This is a genomic window from Bifidobacterium olomucense (genome assembly GCF_012932375.1).
Taxonomy (GTDB): Bacteria; Actinomycetota; Actinomycetes; order Actinomycetales; family Bifidobacteriaceae; genus Bifidobacterium; species Bifidobacterium olomucense.
The window spans coordinates 1-18808 of record NZ_JAAIIG010000007.1; the positions used below are offsets into that span (position 1 = coordinate 1).

An 18808-nucleotide genomic window follows, 5' to 3' on the forward strand; every position below is an offset into this window, starting at 1 on the left:
CGCCCCCTCAACCCGCCCCAGCGACGCGACACGCGGAACGATCTGCGAGTTGCATTTATTTAATACGGGTATATTATTTATTTCTTGTGCGAGAGAGCAATCTCACACATACCATTCCTGCGTAGCTCAGTTGGCAGAGCATCCGACTGTTAATCGGACGGTCACTGGTTCAAGCCCAGTCGCAGGAGCCACACAAACCTCGGATTCCAATCCGAGGTTTTTTCGTTTCACTCGATACGCCGAGTTTCGTCCCGCGTATGACATGCCAATATACTGCGCCGTGCAAGCCCGATTCGCAACTTCCTCAATCCGGGACCGGCAACACTCGCCATACGGCTCTGCCTCATAGATACGAGAGCTATGCCGAGAACCATGAGGCACACGTCCTCGGTAAAATTTTACCGGGGCTCGACCGACGCATTTATAGTGGAGTGCATGACTACTGCAACAGGTTATTCATCAGCTTCAGGAGCGCCGACCGCGGCGTCGCTGGCTTCAGCCGGATTAGGCAACGGTCAGCAGCCCACCGGCTGGGAGCAGGTGGGCGCGCAATCGGTCTCTCCTCGCCCGGCCGCCCAATTGCCGCAGCGTGCCGCGGAAACCACCGCGCAGAACCCTTGGCCTGTCAGCGTATTGAGCGAGAAGTTCTATGGAGCCGTTGAACGGTGGCCAGCCGCTTGGGTCACCGGCCAGATCACGCAGATCAATACGCGCCGCGCAGGTTCGGCATATATCACGCTTCGCGATGATTTTGAAGACATCGCCATGGAGGTCAATGGATTCGGCCGATTCGCCGCCGCCGCCAGCCAATTTGTTCAAGGCGACCGAGTGGTCATTCACGGCAAAGCCAACCTGTGGATGAAGCGGACGTCGCTGTCGCTACGAGGAGACGCCATTCTCAAAGTCGGCTCCGGCGGTAGTCTCAAGGCCATGATTGATGAGTTGCGCAAGCGGCTCAAAGGCGAAGGACTGTTCGATCAGGAGCACAAGCTCGCCTTACCGGAATTTCCCAAAACCATCGGACTGATATGCGCTCCACAGGCTCGTGCTGAGGGCGATGTCATCACCAATGTGAATCTGCGTTGGCCCACCGTAACATTTAAGGTGGCGCATGTACATGTTCAGGGAGAGCAATGCCCCGGTGAAGTGGTGCAAGCTATCAAACAACTGGACGCCGATACGGATGTTGATGTGATTATCGTGGCGCGCGGCGGCGGTTCGTTCGAAGATCTTATCGGTTTTTCAGACGAGCAAGTGGTGCGCGCCGCCTATGCCTGTACCACTCCCCTAGTCTCCGCCATCGGGCATGAAGACGATTGGACACTTCTGGATCTGGTGGCTGATTTGCGTGCCTCGACACCCACGGACGCAGCCAAACGAGTGGTTCCCGACGTCAATGAGCAGTCGCAATTGATAGAAGGAGCAATCGATCGCATGCGTCTGCGCGTAAGGTCGCGCGTGGAGAATGAGATTCGTCTGGTTGAAGGCTATGCGAATCGTCCGAGTCTGACTCAGCCGCACACCATGATCGAGCCGCATCAGCGAGTGATCGATGATGCCCTGCAACGGCTCGATATCGGTTTGCGACGTATCGTGGACGATGCACAGCTCACTATAGAAAAAGCCCATGCTTCGCTGACCGCGCTCAGTCCTCAGTCCACGCTCGACAGAGGCTATGCAGTGGTGCAGTCAGCCGACGGCCATGTGTTGGATGACGCTTCGCAGGTCAATGACGGAGACGATATCACCGTCACGTTGAAGAGGGGCGTCATCACGGCAACCACCACATCCGCGACAGCGTAAACGTCATACATTATTCAACCATCGATACCGTTTATAAAGGAGAATCTCATGACCAATACCGACACCGAAACGAACGCAGCAACCACCACGCCAGCATCCTCCCTTACTGACAAAGAACGTGAACTCATCGCACAGATGCCGTACGAAGAAGCCCGCGACAAGCTTATTCAGGCGGTGCAGGCTCTGGAAACCGGCGGATTGAATCTTGACCAGTCGATGCGTCAGTGGGAAATTGGCGAAGCTTTGGCCAAGCGAGCTCAGAGGCTGCTCAACGAGGTGCGAGCCAAGCTTGATCAGGCACAGGCCGATCAAGCGGCCAATCAGGCTACGGCGGGAACTCAGTCCAATTTGGACTGAGTTCCCCTTCGCGGCACAGCCGCTCACCTCACCTACAGGCAGTCCACCGGACTGCCCGCCTCACGGCTCAGCCCAGTCCAATCTGGACTGAGTTCCCCTTCGCGGCACGGGTAGTTTCTTTGCCTGATATGTCAGTGGGTTCTACACGCCGACTACGACGGTAGAACCCACTGACTTTATTGGCATGCTTGGCTACTTTTTCAGCGGCACATAGATCACGGTATCGATCAGCTCCTGATAGTGCTTGACAATCTGTGCGCGGCGGGTCTTGAGACTTGGAGTCAGCATGCCATTGGCCTCGGTGAACTCATCCGCCAAAATCTCGAACTTACGAATGGATTCAGCGCGAGACACACCCTCATTGGCAGCATTCACCGCACGCTCCACCTCGGCATGCACAATGGCATTCCGAGATAGCGCAGCCAAGTCAGGTTCCGGCTTGGCTCCCTGCGATTCCAGCCATGCGTTGGCGTCCGCCAAATCCAGAGTGATCAAAGCAGCAACGAACGGCTTCTTGTCACCGATCACCAGACACTGATTGACTACGGGAGAAGTCATCACGGAGGCCTCCAGCAGCCCGGGCGAAACATTCTTGCCGCCCGCGGTAATGATCAGATCCTTCTTACGGCCGGTGATGGAAATGAAGCCGTCCTCGTCGATGTCACCAAGATCGCCGGTATGCAGCCAGCCATCGGTAATCTGCTGAGCGGTGACCTCAGGATTATTGTGGTAGCCCTTGCACACCAGAGGCCCCTTGACCACCAATTCACCGTCTTCGGCAATACCTGCGGTGATGCCGCACATCGGCATGCCAATCGTACCGATGCGATTATCCTCCGGCAAACTCACGCACACCGGGCCGCAGGTTTCGGTCATGCCATAGCCTTCAAGCACCGGCATACCGATACCGTTGAAGAAGTGCGACAATTCGGAATCCATCGGAGCGCCACCGGTGATGGCGAAGTCGGCGTTCGGCCCGAAAATCGTACGAATCTTCTTATACACCACCTGCTCATAGAAAGCATGAGCGATTCGACCGCCCAAGGGCAGTTTCTCTCCACGCTGTTCGGCACGGGACCATGCGCGTGCATTCTCAGCGGCACGGGCGAACATCTTGCCAGCGAAGCCGCTTCCGGCTCGTTGCGAGGCGGCGTTATACACCTTCTCATACACTCGCGGCACGGCAAGCAATAGCGTAGGACCGAAGGTTTCGAAATCCTTGACCATGGTCTTCATATTTGAGCTCAATGCCAAGGTAATCGTACCGGCGAAGCTGAAGAATTCCATGAACCGCGCAAACACATGACTCAACGGCAGGAACAGCAGCAAACGACGATCCGGCCAAGCGCCTGCACGCGGCATATACTGCAATGCCGAAAGCACAAGGAACGCGAAATTGCGATGAGTGAGCTCCACACCCTTAGGCGTTCCGGTGGAGCCTGAAGTATAGACGATAGTGGCCAGATCATCACCGTGGGAGGCGTTTTTGTATTCCCGGAATTCGGCGTCGGTCACGCTTGCGCCATAGGCGGTGATGGCATCGAGACCACCGGCTTCAATGACGAACACATTGCGCAGCGTGGGCACTTCATCACGCACGGATTCGATTTTGTCACGCTGGCCATCGTCTTCGGCAATGGCGATGGTCACTTGGGCATCATTGAAGATCCAGCTGACCTGGCTGGCAGAGTTCGTTTCGTAGACCGGTACGGTGAGCGCGCCGATGGACATGATGGCCATATCCAGCGCGGTCCACTCCCAACGGGTATGGGAGACGATGGATACCGCGTCGCCTTTCTTCACGCCGAGTCCGATCAGCCCCTTCGCCAAACCGATCACCATATCACGGAACACTTGAGCACTGTATGGCCGCCAAGTGCCATCCTCGCCCTTGACTTCGATCATCGAGCCTTCAGGATCGCGTTTGGCGCGCCGATCAAGCAAATCAAACAGATTGATGTCACTGTCAATCGGCTCTTTGACGGGATTAGTGAACTGTTTGACGATGGTGGTGTCATTGTGTGCCACGTCAGCGTTGTTTTCGGTCATACTCCTATGTAACTCCAATGACATTACAAATTCCTCATTCCCCAAGCATACTGAGGCAACGAGTCAGCATCAGCCGATGCAAAAAGACTGGGGTGACTCAAAGGAATGCAATTCCCTCAAGTCACCCCAGCCGGTTTCACCGATGGCCCCGCGAGCGGGGACGGAATGGACGAGCAATCATTCGTGCCAAGCTCAACGAACCTGAACGAATGCGCTCATGGCACTGGTATCGTGCGTTCACAGCACCACAGTGCCGTTTTCTGCCTTGACGACTTCGCCGTTGACACCCAGACGAGCGGAGAACGGACGACCATCCGAGCTCGTCACTTCGACACCGGCATCGGTGCGGCGAGCGGTGAAGGTCACGGACGAACCGTCAATCTCGCTGACGACCGCTTCTCCGGACTCGACGTCCGCCAAGAACACGGAGACCAGTGCATCAGTACCGTAGACACGGTCCGGCTTGGTTTCGCCCGGGTTGGTGACGATAACGGAACCATCGCGCACCCACAGCGGGATGGAATCGTAGCCGTGGGTTTCGTTGCGCCACACGCCACCCTTGGCCTGTTCGCCGGTGAACCAGTTGGTCCACACGCCTTCGGGCAGGTAGTAGGACACTTCGCCGGAGTAGGTGAACACCGGAGCCACCAGGAACGACGGACCAAACATGTACTGGCGATCCAAGGTACGGCAAGCCTGATCATCCGGGAATTCCACGAACATCGAGCGCATGACCGGAGTACCGTTGAGGTGCGGCTGCAGGCCGAGCTGGTAGACATACGGCATGAGTTCGAGCTTGAGCTTGGTGAACTGACGCACCACGTCCACTGCGGTCTGGCCGGGAACAAGCTTCACGCCGTTCTTCTCGTCTTCCTGATCGAACAGCCACGGCACACGGTACACGGTGGAACCATGCAGACGGGAGTGGGAGCCGAGCATGCCGAATGCCACCCAGCGCTTGTACACGGCCGGATCCGGGAAGGCGCCTTCGAAGCCGCCGATGTCATGGCTCCAGAAGCCGAAGCCGGAGGAGGTCAGGGACAGGCCGGCGCGCAGGGACTGTGCCATGCCGTTGAAGGTGGACTCGCAGTCACCACCCCAGTGCACAGGCTGCTGCTGACCGCCGACGGTGGCCGAACGGGCGTAGAGGCAGGCATTGCCCTTGCCGTAGGTTTCCTCAATGGCTTCAAACACTGCCTGGTTGTACAGCTGCGTATACCAGTTGTGCATGGAAAGCTTCGGGGAGCCATCGTACCAGACCACATCGCGCGGGATGCGCTCGCCGAAATCGGTCTTGATGGCGTCCACACCCTGGCTCAGCAGGTGCTTGACCTTGTCCTTGAACCACTCGCGGGCCTCAGGGTTGGTGAAGTCCACCAAGCCCATGCCAGCCTGCCAGAAATCGGTCTGCCAGACTTCGCCGTTGGCCTTCTTGACCAGGTAGCCCTTCTCCTTGCCTTCCTTGAACATCTCGCCACGCTGGCCGATGTACGGGTTGATCCAGGCGCAGATATGCAGACCCTTGTCTTCGTGCAGACGCTTCAGCGTGGATTCGATGTCGCCGAAGAAACGCTTGTCCCACTCGAAATCGCACCAATGGAACTCACGCATCCAATAGCAGTCGTAGTGGAAGGCGGCCAGAGGAATATCTCGCTCGGCCATGCCGTCGATGAAGGAGTTGATGGTCTTCTCATCGTACTTGGTGGTGAACGAGGTGGTCAGCCACAGACCGTAGCTCCAAGCCGGAACGTTGGCCGGACGGCCGACGAGCTTGGTGTAGCGGTCGAGGATCTGCTTCGGCGTCGGGCCGTAGATCACGCAGAAGTCCACTGCTTCGCCCGGCACGGAGAACTGCACGGCTTCGGTGTTTTCGGAACCGATTTCGAAGGAGACATGGCCACGGTTGTTCACCAGCACGCCATAGCCGTTGGAGGTCATGTAGAACGGGATGTCCTTGTATCCCTGCTCGGATGCGGTACCACCGTCCTCGTTCCAGATGTCCACGGTCTGGCCGTTCTTGACATAGGCGCTGAAGCGCTCGCCCAAACCGTACACGTTCTCGCCAACACCCAGATGCAGCTGGATGGAGGTGAAGACATCGGACTCATCATAAGCGGAGCCGTCCATGGTCACGCCGAACTCGCCGACCGGCTGTGCCGTGACGTTGGAGCCGGGAGACAGCTTGAAATGTCCCAGAGACTTTCCGGCGGATTCAGTGAGCACCTTGCCGTCTTCGCCGATGAAGGTGAGGTTCCAAGGAGAGCCCTTGACGACCTTGGCGGTAAGGCCACCGGTGGTCAGCGTGACGTCGGCGCCGTTTTCGCCGACTTCGCCATCGCCGTTGCCGTGTGCGGCTACAGTCACATAGTCGCGACCGCCGACCTTATCGGCGTTCAGCGGGAATCCCGGGTACTCAGTGGCACCTTGCCAATGCTCGGCGCGTACACGAATCACGCCCTCCGCCGGAGAGGTGATGTCTACATTGAATGTGGGAAGGTTCAGGGTATCGTAACGGCCACGGACCACTGAAGTGGGGGCGAGCACGTTAAGGGATTCAGTTGAGGAGTCTGCGGCCAACTCATAGGCTTCGCGCGCGTAGAGGGCGTCGATGCCGTCGCGAATCATCCAGTAACCGTTGGTGAACTTCATTGTTGTATTGCTCCTTGTTGGGAGATTCGGTTTCGGCCGTCCATCCCTTGGGCGGCCGAAACCGAATCGTGCATTATTTGTTTGTCCGGATGCCTCTGGCACCCGTTTTCCTTACTTCACTGCACCGGTGGTGATGCCGTTGGACAGTGTCCTCTGGAAGAGCAGGAAGAAGATCAGGGTCGGGACGATACTGATCAGCGATGCGGAGGCCGTGGTGGTCACATCCATCAGACGATCGCCGGAAAGCGATGCGATGGCGATAGGCACGGTCTGCGACGAGTTGTCGATCAGGAAGGCCATCGGGATCATGTAGTCGTTCCAGGTCCAGATGAAGAAGAAGACCAGCATGACAGCCAACGTGGGCTTGGAGATCGGGAAGACGATATCCTTGAGGATCTTCCAGCGGCTGGCGCCGTCGATGGTGGCCGCCTCAAGAATTGCCTTCGGGAATGTGCCGTACACGGAGGAGAGCAGATAGGTACCGAATGCGGACTGAATCACCGTGAAGATGATCACGATGGACCACGGGTTGTTGTACAGACCAATGCCCTTGAACATGATGTACAGCGGGTAGAGCAGGGCTTCCTGCGGCAGCATGTTGGCAAGCATGATCAGCAGGATGATCCAGCGACGGCCCTTGACTCGACCAATGCCCAGAGCGAAGGAGTTGAACACGGACAGGGCGACGGCGCAGATTGCCACCACGCCAGAGGTCCAGATGGAGTTCCACACCTTTTCAGGGAAGTTGACACGGGTCCAGAACTTGATAAAGCCGTCCAGCGTGAATGAGGTAGGCCAGGACAACGGGCCGTTGGCATTGTAATCGGCCGCGGTCTTGAAGGCGTTCAGGCACAGGACGATGAACGGGAACAGCATCACCACGCCGCCGATGGCCAGCAGTACGATGATCAGCCAGTCGCCCGCGGTACGGTTCTTCTTGACTTTAGCGATTTTCTTCAGTTCAGCTGCGCTCATAGTGCTCATTTTGAATCACTCTCCGTCCTCGGCTTCGACCTTCTGCTGAAGGTTGGTGAACGCGATGGCCACGATGATGATGACAATCGTCAATGCAGTTGCGATTGCAGCACCGTAGCCAACCTGCTGCACCTGGAAGAACTGGGTGTAGGAGTAGTACGACGGCACGATGGTCTTGGTGCCGGGGCCACCCTTGGTCAGCATGTACACCGGGGCGAACACCTTCAGTGCCGCGATGGTGCAGGTGAGGGCCACCACGAAGATCTCCGGCTTGATGGACGGAAGCGTGATGGCGAGGAAGCGCTGCCACCAGTTGGCACCATCGAGACCGGCGGCCTCGTAAAGCTCAGGATCGACGCGCTGCAGGCCGGACATGAAGATGACCAGCGGATAGCCGACCTGAATCCACACCATGATGAGCATGAGGAAGATCAGCGCGGTATCCGGCTTGCCCAGCCAGTCATGTTGCAGTGATCCCAAGCCTATGGCCTTGAGCACGGAGTTCAGAGCACCGTTCTCGGCACGGAAGATCCAGCCCATGACCAGGGATGCGATGGCGATTGGCAGCAGCTGCGGGAAGTAGTAGATGGCGCGCATCGTGGATGCGGCCTTGGGACCGAACTTCTTCTGCACCACATCGAAGATCAGCGAGGAAAGGATGAGGCCGAGCAGAATCGGGATCACCACCATGGCCACGATCATCCAGATCGAGTTGCGGAAGGAGATCCAGAAGGTGTCATCCTTCATCAGTCGGGCCCAGTTCTTGAGGCCGGCCCAGACCGGGGGCTTGATACCGCGGTAGTTGGTGAAGCTCAGGTAGATGTTCCAGATGCCGGGGACGATGATGATCCAGGTGAGCATCGCCACGCCGGGGACAAGATAGAGCCAGAAACGATTCGAGGGGCTGCCCGGAATGCGCGACATTGCGGATTCGTCGGGGCGCTTGGTTTTCTTGGTCTTTGCGTTCATCAGACACTTCCAAACGTAATATCGGTGAAACTGTTTGGGGATGAAAAAAGGCGCGCAGAGCGGGAATGAGGAGGAAAAGCGTCCGCGCGCCTTTATTCAATATGGGGAGGAGGGAAAGGTCAGCTGTTACTCGACGGTGATGCCGGAAGCCTCAAGACCCTTGTTGTAGTTGTCTTCCATCTGGCCGAGCACGGTCTTGACATCGGCGGTGCCGTTGACCAGCTCCTGCAGGGAGGCGTTGAGCTCGTCGTAGAAGGTGGAGGTCGGCCAATCCGGGTAGAAGCCGAGCTGATCTTCCTTGACGGCCTCGTCGAACTGGGCCACGAACTTCTTGGTGTCCTCATCCGGGATGGAATCGGTGTCGGCGTTGATGGCCAGACCACCCTGCTCAGCCATGTAGTTCTGGACTTCCTTGCCCAAGGTGATGTTGATGAACTTGGCGGCCAGATCCTTCTTCTTGGAGTTCTCGGGGATGACCCACACGTTGCCGGAGGAGCCGACGATCTTCTTGGTGTCGGGGAACTTCGCGTAGGTGGAGTTCAGGCCCTTGGCCTCTTCCTTGAAGCGTGCGTGCCACCAGGTGCCGGAGAAGAAGATCGGGTTGACGCCGGTCATGAAGTTCTGTCCGGCATCCTCAGCCTTGAGGTTGGTGGAGTCCTTGGAGATGTAGCCCTTGTCGACCCATTCCTTGATTTTCTCGGTGGCGTAGGTCACCGGCTCGGAGTTCCAATCGACCTTGCCGTCGTACATCTCGTAGGCCTTGAGGAACTTGTCGTCGGCCTTGGAGAGCACGAGCTGCCACCACAGGTGCTGGGTCGGGTACTCGGCGGAGCCGACGGACAGAGCGGTGACGCCGTTCTCCTTGAACTTGGCCATCGCGTCTTCCAGCTCGTCGAAGGTGGTCGGGATGGCGATGCCGTACTTGTCGAACATGTCCTGGTTGAAGTACAGCAGGCAGTCCTCGCCGTAGTTGGTGATGCCGTACCAGTCGCCGGAGCCCATGACGCCCTGCTCGTTGTACTTGCCGGTGTCGGCCAAGGAACCGGTGATGATCTTGTCCCAGCCGTACTGGGAGACGTAATCGTTCAGGTTGGTCAGCAGGCCCTGGCTGGCAAGCAGGCCGGCGGTAGCGTTGCCCTTGTTGTACTCCATGACATCCGGAGCGTCATCGGAGTTGAGGATCTGGGACGCGTTCTGACGGATCTGCTCGAAGGCCTTCTTCTCGAACTCGACCTTGACGCCGGTTTCCTTCTCGAAGATTTCGATGGCCTTATCCCATGCCTTGCCCTGGGCGGTGGTGGCTTCCTCATAGTGCCAGATCTTGATGGAGGAGGGGTTCTCCTCCTGTGCGGTTTCTCCGTTGCCACAGCCGGCGACACCAATCATGGTAGCGACCGCCAGACCTGCAGCAATAAATTTGCGAGTCGACTTCATCGTTTTCTCCTTTTCAGCCTCTTTACTGACGGGAGATCATCCGATAGTGAAACCGTGTACCGGATGACTTCCACTAGTAATATAACGAATTCATAACGATGCTTTCAAATCATTTCGACAAATTTCGACAATTATTTCAACGAATTTTCGACGTTAGCGTTCACATCATTAATTGCGTTAATACGAGTGCCGAGCACCCTACCGACCATGAGGGCAGGAACCATTATTCCCTTGCTATGCAAAGCGCGGCATTACCTTGAACAAGACAGCAAGGCAAGGCCCAAGACCGGCAACCGCCACCGCTGTTGCGGCGCGACGACGCCGTCAGTCGAAATATAGTCGAAAGACATAATCGAAAAACAGTTTCGCCGCACGAACCGGCCGCGCCGATAATCCAGCGTCATACCGATCAGGCATGAGGCCGCCTGCACAGCAATCGCACCGTGACATGACACCGTCACATCAGGCGGTCAGCCGCGCGCACATTTTGCCATACTGCCCCTAGCGACATACCTAGGCGCCAGCAACTCAATATGACCGACGTCATGCCGGTCGCCATTGAACACCTCCATCATGAGGTCAACAGCACGGGAGCATGTCTCATTGGGCATCATCGGCATCTCGTCAACCGCCTTGGGCAAGGTTCCCAGGCCATAGGTGCACGCGGCCATCACCGAGATGTCATCGGGAACCGACAGACCACGGTCGCTCAACCCATTGAGCACGTTGGTCACATGGGTCGCATTCGTCTGGCATACGATCATCGAGATATCGGGATCCTCCAGGAACGCCTCGTCGAGCATCAGATTCACATCGTCACGCCCGTTGCCGGTAGATGATTTGAACAGCACCGAGACGCCTAGATCCTCACCCTTTTTCTTCATTGCGTCAAGGAACCGGACCAGATAGTTGGATCCGTCTTCATAGGCGCTCCGACTCGCCCCCGCCACCAGCACATGCCGGTGGCCAAGCGCGTGAATCTTCTCGGCGGCCTCGCGCCCCATGCGTTCGAAATCCACATCCACGCAGTAGACGGCATCCGTATTGCTCGGATATCCCACGGACACCACCGGCACGTCCAGCGTATGAGCCACATCGGCACGCGCATCGCACATCAGCACATCCAACAATAGAATGCCGTCCACCATGCCTTCGGAAACCACGCGGGTGAGCTCCTGATCACCGTATTCATGCATCAGCAGCAGCAGATCGTAACCGTAACGTTTGGCGCGCATGGCCAATGCGAAGAAAAACATCGCATAATTCGAGTAGTCGGTGTATTCGTGGATGGGCGAGCTCAGCGCCAGCACTTTGGTGGGTCCGCTCCTGCGCACCATCGAAGAGTCATCCTTGAAATGCGATGGCGCGTACCCGAGATCCTTCGCGGCACGAAGTACGCGACGCTTGGTCTCCTCCTTCAAGGAGCGCTTGCCGCTCATGACATAGGAGACCGTACTGATCGAGACTCCTGCCTTCGCCGCCACATCTTTGATACCGGCCATCACAGCACCTCCTAACCCACCACCACACTGTTGCAAATCTTTGCTCTATATCATACGGCCATCAATACGTCAGAACGGTCTATGACAGGCAAAATGTCACGCCGCGATCATCGATACAGCGGCAACGCTCCCCTGCTCACGATCGCCTCCACCGTAGCCTCATCGGTCAGGTTCTCCCCCAACGCGTTCGGCTTGCCCTTGCCATGCCAGTCCGAGCCACCGGTGACCAGAAGACCATAGCGACGCGCCAGATCCAGCAATCGGACGCGCTGTTCGGCAGAATTGCCGCGATGCCATACTTCCAGGCCATCGAGTCCCTCACGTACCAGCGCAACGATTTGTTCGTCAGAGAGCAGCCGACGATTACGGCTCAGATCGCCGGCATGCGCGATCACGATGACGCCGCCGGCTTCCTTCATCGCAGCGACCACCTCATGTGCGGTAGGAGAAGGAGTGGGAATGTAGTATTTGGAGGACGAGTTCACCGCATCGGCGAATGCCTGCGAACGATTCTCATAGACGCCTGCGGCCACCAAGGCGTCAGCGATATGCGGTCTGCCGATGGTGGTGTTGTCTCCCTCGTGAATCTGAGCGGCCACGGACTGCCAGGAAATCGGATAATCATGGGAAAGCAGTTCCACCATTCGCCGCGTACGGTGCAGCCGGGCTTCGCGGGTGTCCGAGAAAAGCTTCTTGATATGCGCATTATCGGGATCGTACTGATATCCGAGCATATGCACGGAGACGCCGTCATCCGCCGCCGTGATTTCCGTGCCTCTCAGCAACGGCAAGCCTACGGCCCTTGCGGCATGCTGAGCCTCGGACCATCCGGCTGTGGTGTCGTGGTCGGAGATGGATACGCCTCGAAGACCACATGCCTTCGAACACTCGGCAAGCGTGGCGGGAGTCTCCGTGCCATCAGAGAAGACGGTATGGCAATGGATGTCCCACCCCACGGCGGGAGGCTCCATAGGCATCACGTATCCAGTCATACCTTCCATCGTAACTCCGTTTTCATTTCCTTCCTCCCTCGTCAACCTCACCAATCAAGAAGATAAGGAAGCTGTCCATGACAACCGCAAACGCTACGCTAGTGTGCAGCAGCTCGTGAAGGGACAATGAGGAGCAGTATGACCAACAGCAATGCATCCGTAACTCAACCATCAGCACACATGTCGGCAATTCCCACGCTGAAAGGCTGGCGACACTCATCGACATGGACCTATCTAGTGATGCTGATCGCCTCCGCAGTGGCGTTGGGCGTCTCGTTCATCCTGTCAGCGGAAACCTTGCAGCTGGCCCGGCACCCGGAGCAGTCTTTGGGCTGTGACGTGAACGCCGTGGTGTCATGTTCCACCGTGGCGCAATCCTGGCAGGCGGAAATCATCAAATTCGGCGGCCTGTCCTATCCGAATGCGTTCTTCGGCATTGCCGCGGAATCAGTATTCGTCACCATCGCCGTAATCGGATTGGCCAAGATTCGCGTGCCGCGATGGTTCGCCACCTGCACTTGGCTCGGTGGCTTGGCGGCACTCACCTATGCCTACTGGCTCAGCACGCAATCATTGTTCGTGATTCACGCATTATGCCCTTGGTGCCTGGCCCTGATGTTCTCCACCACCGTTCAGTTCATGGCGCTGAGCCATGCCACCGTGGCTGTCCAGGGATTGCCGTCGCGTCGCAGCCGGAACGGCAACAACGGCAATGCCGATGAAACACCGTCCGAAGTACCGTCCGGCTTGGTGAAATATTACCGTCTCAACATCGATCTGATGATCGACGTGCTGTGGATCGTGGCGATCGTGGTATTGATTATCACGACCGAAGGTGCCGCACTGTTCGCCTGAGGCGACTTAGCTACAGCAACTACAGCAACGTAATATCGGCCACGATGCTGGCGGAACCGGTAAGCCGTACGTCGTTATCGGTCACATCCACACGGAGCGTGCCGCCGCGCACGGTGATGTCCCAATGATCGATACCGGTTTTGGACCTGAGCACAATGCCGGTGGCACATAATCCCGTGCCACACGAGAGCGTCTCCCCGCATCCGCGCTCATTGACACGCATCGTGGCCTCACCCAGTCCCGCGCGTTCGTCGATGTCATCGATGCGCGCGAACTCCACATTCTGATCCGACTCGATAACCGGACTCACCACCGGTTTCGTGACGAGATCAAGGTCTTCGACCACCGGCAACGTGGAAAATGCGTCCTCGATGACTGCGACCACATGCGGATTGCCCATATCCACGAATGTGCCTTGCGCCGAACCCGCGGTTCCGGGGATGGTGACCTCGTAGGCATCGGCTTCACCGATCGTCCACGTCCCCATCTGCACCTGGAACACATCAGCCCCATACGGCTTCATGTTGCCTCGCGGGGTAAGGATCTTCACCCCGGCGCGCGTCCCCAACCGGAACGGTTCGGTTTCGTCGGCAACACCCATGCGCTGCGCGAACAGGGTGATGGCTCGCGTTCCGTTGCCGCACATCTCCGCCAACGAGCCGTCGGCGTTGCGATAATCCATAAACCATTTCGCACCACCGGCAAGCGTCTCGGCAAGCTGATCGTCACTTAAGTCGGAGACGAAATCGGGGCGAGTCAGGCGAATCAGACCATCGCCGCCAATGCCAAAATGACGATCGCATAGGAAGCGTATTTCGTCGGGAGTAGGCTCGAACTTGCCGGACCGGTCAAGATAGACGACGAAATCATTGCCAGTGGCGTGAACTTTAGTCACTTGTTTCGGAAGACTCATAATTGGTAAGAGTACTCTGGTAACGGCAAGACACTGGCAGTAATTCCGTAAGGTTTTCGGAAAGGACTTCAGGCATGAGCTCTTCGGCACCGATTGGTGTGTTCGATTCTGGTCTCGGCGGCATTTCCGTAGTGCGGCAGATCGTAAAGGATATGCCGAATGAGCAGGTGTTGTATTTCGGAGACTCTGCACATGCGCCGTATGGCACCAAGTCGCCCGAACAGGTGCGCGCGTTGAGCTTTGCCATTGTGGAGCACTTTGTGCGCCAAGGCGTCAAGGCCGTGGTCATCGCCTGCAATACCGCCACTTCCGCAGCGGTCAACGAGCTGCGCGAGCATTACGATATTCCGATTATCGGCATGGAGCCCGCGCTGAAAGTCGCTTGCGACCGTGGTGATGTGCCGTCGGATCCGCATCACATCCCGCAACGCGTCATCGTGGCCGCCACTCCCCTGACGTTGCGTGAGCGCAAGTTCGCCAAACTCATGGAACGCTTCGATTCGGATAACGAGATCTATAAGGAGCCGTGCCCCGATCTGGTGGAGATCGTGGAGTCCGGCCGACTTGGCGACCGTGACCTGGTGATGAGTACGTTGCATGGGTACTTCGACCAGTATGATCTGAATCGCATTGACTCGGTGGTGCTCGGATGCACGCATTTCGTGTTTTACCGCGAGTATTTCCGAGCGCTGCTGCCGGAGCGCGCCGCGATCATCGACGGCAATGAAGGCACGGTCCGACATCTCGGCGTCGTGCTGGAATCACTGGGCAAATTGGCTCCGGAGGGAGCGCACGGCGGTGTGGCGCTTGCCAATTCCGATCCATCGGAACGTATTGCCGCACTTTCACGCGACCTGCTCAATCGATAACGCTTTTGCGGCATGCATGCCTCATCGCAAAGGAAGCTACCGCACGATCGGACGAATACTGTCTATTTCGTTGTCCAGTCAGCGCGCGTAAGCTCGAATCCATAAGCAAGCGCAGGGGTGTTACGCACAGTTGTATTCATGTAGGTACAGGGGGCAATTATGGCAGTCAAATCCGCGATGATCGATGTGGGCGGAGGCTTCCGTGCGATTTTCGGATGCGGCGTGATGGATCGCATGTTGGAGGACGGCATTGACGTAGACATGTGTTACGGCGTGTCCGCAGGCGCGGCCAATATGACCTCGTTCATCGCCCGGCAGCACGGCCGCAACCACACGTTCTACACCAAATACGCGTTCCGCAAAGAGTATGCGAGTGCGGAAAGCTACTTCAAGAACCACAACTTCGCCAATCTTGATTACATCTATGGCACATTGAGCAACCATGATGGTGAATATCCGGTGGATTTCGAGGCGTTCGAGGCCAATCCCACCGGTTTTACCGTCGTGGCGTGCAACGCCGAGGACGGCTCGACCAAATACTTCGACAAATCCCGAATCCATTTCGATGACTTCGATGTAGTCAAGGCGTCCTCCGCAGTGCCGGTGGCCTGCGAGCCGTATGTGGTGGACGGCGTGCCGTATTTCGACGGCGGCATCGCCGATCCGGTACCGGTTCAGAAGGCGCTGGACGACGGCTACGAGAAGGTGATTCTGGTGTTGTCGCGTCTGCGCGACGAGGTGCGTCAGCAACGCAAGGATCTGCCGCCCGCCCGTATTCTGGAGCGCACGTATCCGGCGGCGGCCGAGCGACTGCGGCAACGTTACAAAACCTACAATGACGAGATCGAGCTAGCCAAGAAGTATGAGGCCGAGGGACGGGTGCTCATCCTGGCCCCTGAAGATCTGTACGGCCTCAATACCTTGAAGAAGAATTTCGAGGGGCTGGAAATGATGTATCGCAAGGGATACGCCGCAGCCGAAGCCATTCCTGAGTTTTTGGCACGGTAGCCGCGCCACAACGCTGACGTACTGCATACACCATCGAAGCAGTACGTCAGCGTACGTTTTTCCAGAGTTACTACGCCCCTTTCTGGAAGAACGTACGCTCAGTGAATGTCAGCGTACGTTCTTCCAGAAAACAATCAACCCAGTCTGGAGAAACGTACGCTGACTCGTTCACCGGTCAAGCGTCCAGCTGTAGATGAACAACCAAGAGACGGCAACCCACGCAAAAGAACAATTACTTCTGCTCAGCGGCAGTCAGCATGGCTTTGGTCACCTGTTCGTAAAGATCCTGATAACCGCCCGGCGTGGAAGCCGGCAGCACCACGGTCTTGGCATTGTCGGACTCGGACAGTGACCGCATCACATCGAGATACTGGTTGAACAGCACCACGTTGTTCACATCGTTGATGCTCATACCCACGGCCTGCAGGGACTTGATCTGATCGACAATACCGTTGGCGATCTCACGACGATAGTTGGCTTGGCCCTCACCCTGCAAACGGGTCTTCTCCGCCTCGGCCGCGGCCTGCGTCTCGATCTGGATGCGCTGGGCCTCGGCGCGCTGACGGGTGGCTTCCTTTTCACGCTGGGCGGCGTTGATGGAATCCATCGCGTTCTTGACCTGCGGCGAAGGATCGATGGCGGTGATCAACGTCTTGACCACAGTGAAGCCGAACCGACTCATCTCGTTGCCCACGGTTTTCTGCACGTCGGAAGCCACATCATCCTTACGGGCGAAGGCGTCGTCCAAAGTGAGAGCAGGAATCGCGGAACGAAGCGCATCCTCCATATACGAACGCAACTGGCCGGCCGGATCTCGCAGCTCATAGTAGGCGGTGGCCACGTTCTCCGGATTCACACGAAACTGGGTGGAGGCCACCACGGTGACGAACACATTGTCAAGCGTTTTGGTCTCCAACTGCACATTGAGCTGATTGACGCGCATATTGGTTTTCATGGCGATTCGATCCACAAACGGAATGCGGATGTGGATTCCGGCGAACTGCACCTTGTTGAATTTACCGAATCGCTCGATGATGTACGCCTGCTGCTGCGGCACGATGAAAATGGCCGAGAACAGCAACACGATGAGCAATACCAGAACGACAATACCGATGATCATGGAACCTCCCAACATTGCCAGACTATTCGACATGACAGTCTCCCCCTTCCGGGCAAGGTTGCGGCGCGGTCTTCTTCGTACCGCACCTGACATGTCCCATGCTAGCAGCGTATGGCAGGTGGACCCAGCTGAGTACACAAATGTGTACTCAGCCGTAATCATCTGTTTTCCGGTGCCGGCAACAACACTTCAACGCTGATGTTGCGTTCCCTCAGATACGCGATCGCCGCATCGATCTGGTCGCTCGCACCATCGAATATGACGACAAGGCCACCGATCGGCGCGTTCGCCACCACATCGATGTCTCCGAAGACAATGTTGACCCGGACGCCGAATCGTGTGGAGATATCGGAGACCAGCGCATCGGACACTTCCTTGGACACGTATTTCATGCGAATGAGCCGTTGCCCCGGCTTCGGCTCCACCAGCGGAGAATGCGCTTCGATCAATCGACGTACCTTGCCGAGATTGGAAGTCGTGTCCACGAAGGATTTGGTCAGTTCGGCCTGTGGGTTGGCAAACAGGTCAAACACATCGCCATGCTCCACGATGGTGCCGTGGTCGATGACCGCGACCCTATTGCAGACCTCACGAATCACCGACATCTCATGGGTGATGATGATGATCGTCAGACCGAACTTATCCCGCAGCCGACGCAGCAAAGCCAGGATGGCACGGGTGGTGTTCGGGTCCAATGCGCTGGTGGCTTCGTCGCTGAGCAGAATATCGGGATTGTTGGCAAGCGCTCGGGCGATGGCCACACGCTGCTTCTGACCACCGGACAGCTCGCCCGGATAACTGTCCACGCGATCTTCCAGATCGACCAAAGACAGCAGCTCGCGAACGCGTTCGCTGCGTGCGTTTTTATCCAGGCCTGAATCCAGCAGCGGCAATTCCACATTGGCGCCCACCGTTTTGGATTCGATCAGGTTGAACGACTGAAAGATCATGCCGATCTTGCGTCGCAGCCCACGCAGCTGCTCACCGGTCAGATCCTTCACCTCACGCCCGTTGACGGTCAGGCTTCCGCCGTCGTAACGCTCCAGGCCGTTGATGCACCGGACCAACGTGCTCTTACCGGCACCGGACAGACCGATGATGCCGTAGATATCGCCCTTGCTAATGGACAGATCGACGTCATGCAACGCGGTTTTCTCACCCTGCTTGGTCCGATACGTCTTACTCAGCTTTTCGATGCGTACGAAGGGCTCAGAGGTTGCGCCTTGCGACGTATTCTCTTGGATGGTCTCACTCATGATGTGCTCCTGACGATTACGGATGGGGATATGACCGGCGGGGTGTGACGCGATACG

The 18808-nt window shown here is 57.2% G+C and carries 15 protein-coding genes and 1 tRNA gene; 6 read left to right on the forward strand and 10 right to left on the reverse strand.

Annotated features, from left to right (window positions below; genetic code table 11):
- Nucleotides 1-115 precede the first annotated feature (115 nt).
- The 3 genes from G1C97_RS08010 to G1C97_RS08020 all read left to right on the forward strand — a co-directional run bounded on the left by G1C97_RS08010 (nucleotide 116) and on the right by G1C97_RS08020 (nucleotide 2160).
- Nucleotides 116-191, forward strand: a tRNA-Asn gene (locus G1C97_RS08010).
- A 244-nt stretch (nucleotides 192-435) separates the two neighbouring features.
- Nucleotides 436-1803 carry an exodeoxyribonuclease VII large subunit gene (xseA, locus tag G1C97_RS08015; RefSeq protein ID WP_169241324.1) on the forward strand — a complete coding sequence of 456 codons (1368 nt, stop codon included), beginning with the start codon at nucleotides 436-438 and terminating at the stop codon, nucleotides 1801-1803.
- Nucleotides 1804-1851: 48 nt separating this feature from the next.
- Nucleotides 1852-2160, forward strand: a complete 309-nt coding sequence (locus G1C97_RS08020; RefSeq protein WP_169241325.1) for an exodeoxyribonuclease VII small subunit — start codon at nucleotides 1852-1854, stop codon at nucleotides 2158-2160.
- 192 nt (nucleotides 2161-2352) lie between these two features.
- On the opposite strand, the gene G1C97_RS08025 is transcribed toward G1C97_RS08020, so the two are convergent.
- The 7 genes from G1C97_RS08025 to G1C97_RS08055 form a co-directional block, all read right to left on the reverse strand.
- On the reverse strand, nucleotides 2353-4209 hold the full coding sequence (locus G1C97_RS08025; protein WP_169241326.1) for an AMP-dependent synthetase/ligase: 1857 nt from the start codon (nucleotides 4207-4209) through the stop codon (nucleotides 2353-2355).
- A 237-nt stretch (nucleotides 4210-4446) separates the two neighbouring features.
- On the reverse strand, nucleotides 4447-6858 hold the full coding sequence (gene yicI / locus G1C97_RS08030) for an alpha-xylosidase (RefSeq protein WP_169241327.1): 2412 nt from the start codon (nucleotides 6856-6858) through the stop codon (nucleotides 4447-4449).
- 111 nt (nucleotides 6859-6969) lie between these two features.
- On the reverse strand, nucleotides 6970-7833 hold the full coding sequence (locus G1C97_RS08035) for a carbohydrate ABC transporter permease (RefSeq protein ID WP_417852220.1): 864 nt from the start codon (nucleotides 7831-7833) through the stop codon (nucleotides 6970-6972).
- Nucleotides 7834-7848: 15 nt separating this feature from the next.
- On the reverse strand, nucleotides 7849-8802 hold the full coding sequence (locus G1C97_RS08040) for a carbohydrate ABC transporter permease (protein WP_100496640.1): 954 nt from the start codon (nucleotides 8800-8802) through the stop codon (nucleotides 7849-7851).
- A 126-nt stretch (nucleotides 8803-8928) separates the two neighbouring features.
- The gene (locus G1C97_RS08045) at nucleotides 8929-10236 is read right to left on the reverse strand and encodes an ABC transporter substrate-binding protein (protein WP_169241328.1); all 1308 of its coding nucleotides are present in this window, start codon (nucleotides 10234-10236) and stop codon (nucleotides 8929-8931) included.
- 470 nt (nucleotides 10237-10706) lie between these two features.
- Nucleotides 10707-11738, reverse strand: a complete 1032-nt coding sequence (locus G1C97_RS08050; RefSeq protein ID WP_169241329.1) for a LacI family DNA-binding transcriptional regulator — start codon at nucleotides 11736-11738, stop codon at nucleotides 10707-10709.
- A 107-nt stretch (nucleotides 11739-11845) separates the two neighbouring features.
- Nucleotides 11846-12739, reverse strand: a complete 894-nt coding sequence (locus G1C97_RS08055) for a PHP domain-containing protein (protein WP_169241330.1) — start codon at nucleotides 12737-12739, stop codon at nucleotides 11846-11848.
- A 129-nt stretch (nucleotides 12740-12868) separates the two neighbouring features.
- Between G1C97_RS08055 and G1C97_RS08060 the strand changes: the two genes are divergently transcribed.
- Nucleotides 12869-13585, forward strand: a complete 717-nt coding sequence (locus G1C97_RS08060) for a vitamin K epoxide reductase family protein (protein ID WP_169241331.1) — start codon at nucleotides 12869-12871, stop codon at nucleotides 13583-13585.
- Between the two features lie 19 nt (nucleotides 13586-13604).
- Here the strand turns inward: G1C97_RS08060 and dapF are convergent, their stop codons facing one another.
- On the reverse strand, nucleotides 13605-14498 hold the full coding sequence (gene dapF / locus G1C97_RS08065) for a diaminopimelate epimerase (protein ID WP_169241332.1): 894 nt from the start codon (nucleotides 14496-14498) through the stop codon (nucleotides 13605-13607).
- Between the two features lie 74 nt (nucleotides 14499-14572).
- Between dapF and murI the strand changes: the two genes are divergently transcribed.
- Nucleotides 14573-15367: a glutamate racemase gene (murI, locus tag G1C97_RS08070; protein ID WP_169241333.1), complete on the forward strand. Its 795-nt coding sequence runs from the start codon at nucleotides 14573-14575 to the stop codon at nucleotides 15365-15367.
- A 159-nt stretch (nucleotides 15368-15526) separates the two neighbouring features.
- The gene (locus G1C97_RS08075) at nucleotides 15527-16375 is read left to right on the forward strand and encodes a patatin family protein (RefSeq protein ID WP_165775879.1); all 849 of its coding nucleotides are present in this window, start codon (nucleotides 15527-15529) and stop codon (nucleotides 16373-16375) included.
- Between the two features lie 232 nt (nucleotides 16376-16607).
- Here G1C97_RS08075 and G1C97_RS08080 read toward each other — a convergent pair whose 3' ends face one another.
- Both G1C97_RS08080 and G1C97_RS08085 read right to left on the reverse strand, forming a co-directional pair.
- Nucleotides 16608-17495, reverse strand: coding sequence for an SPFH domain-containing protein (locus G1C97_RS08080; RefSeq protein ID WP_100496758.1), 888 nt, complete (start codon nucleotides 17493-17495; stop codon nucleotides 16608-16610).
- 158 nt (nucleotides 17496-17653) lie between these two features.
- Nucleotides 17654-18751 carry a methionine ABC transporter ATP-binding protein gene (locus tag G1C97_RS08085; protein ID WP_169241334.1) on the reverse strand — a complete coding sequence of 366 codons (1098 nt, stop codon included), beginning with the start codon at nucleotides 18749-18751 and terminating at the stop codon, nucleotides 17654-17656.
- Nucleotides 18752-18808 lie beyond the last annotated feature (57 nt).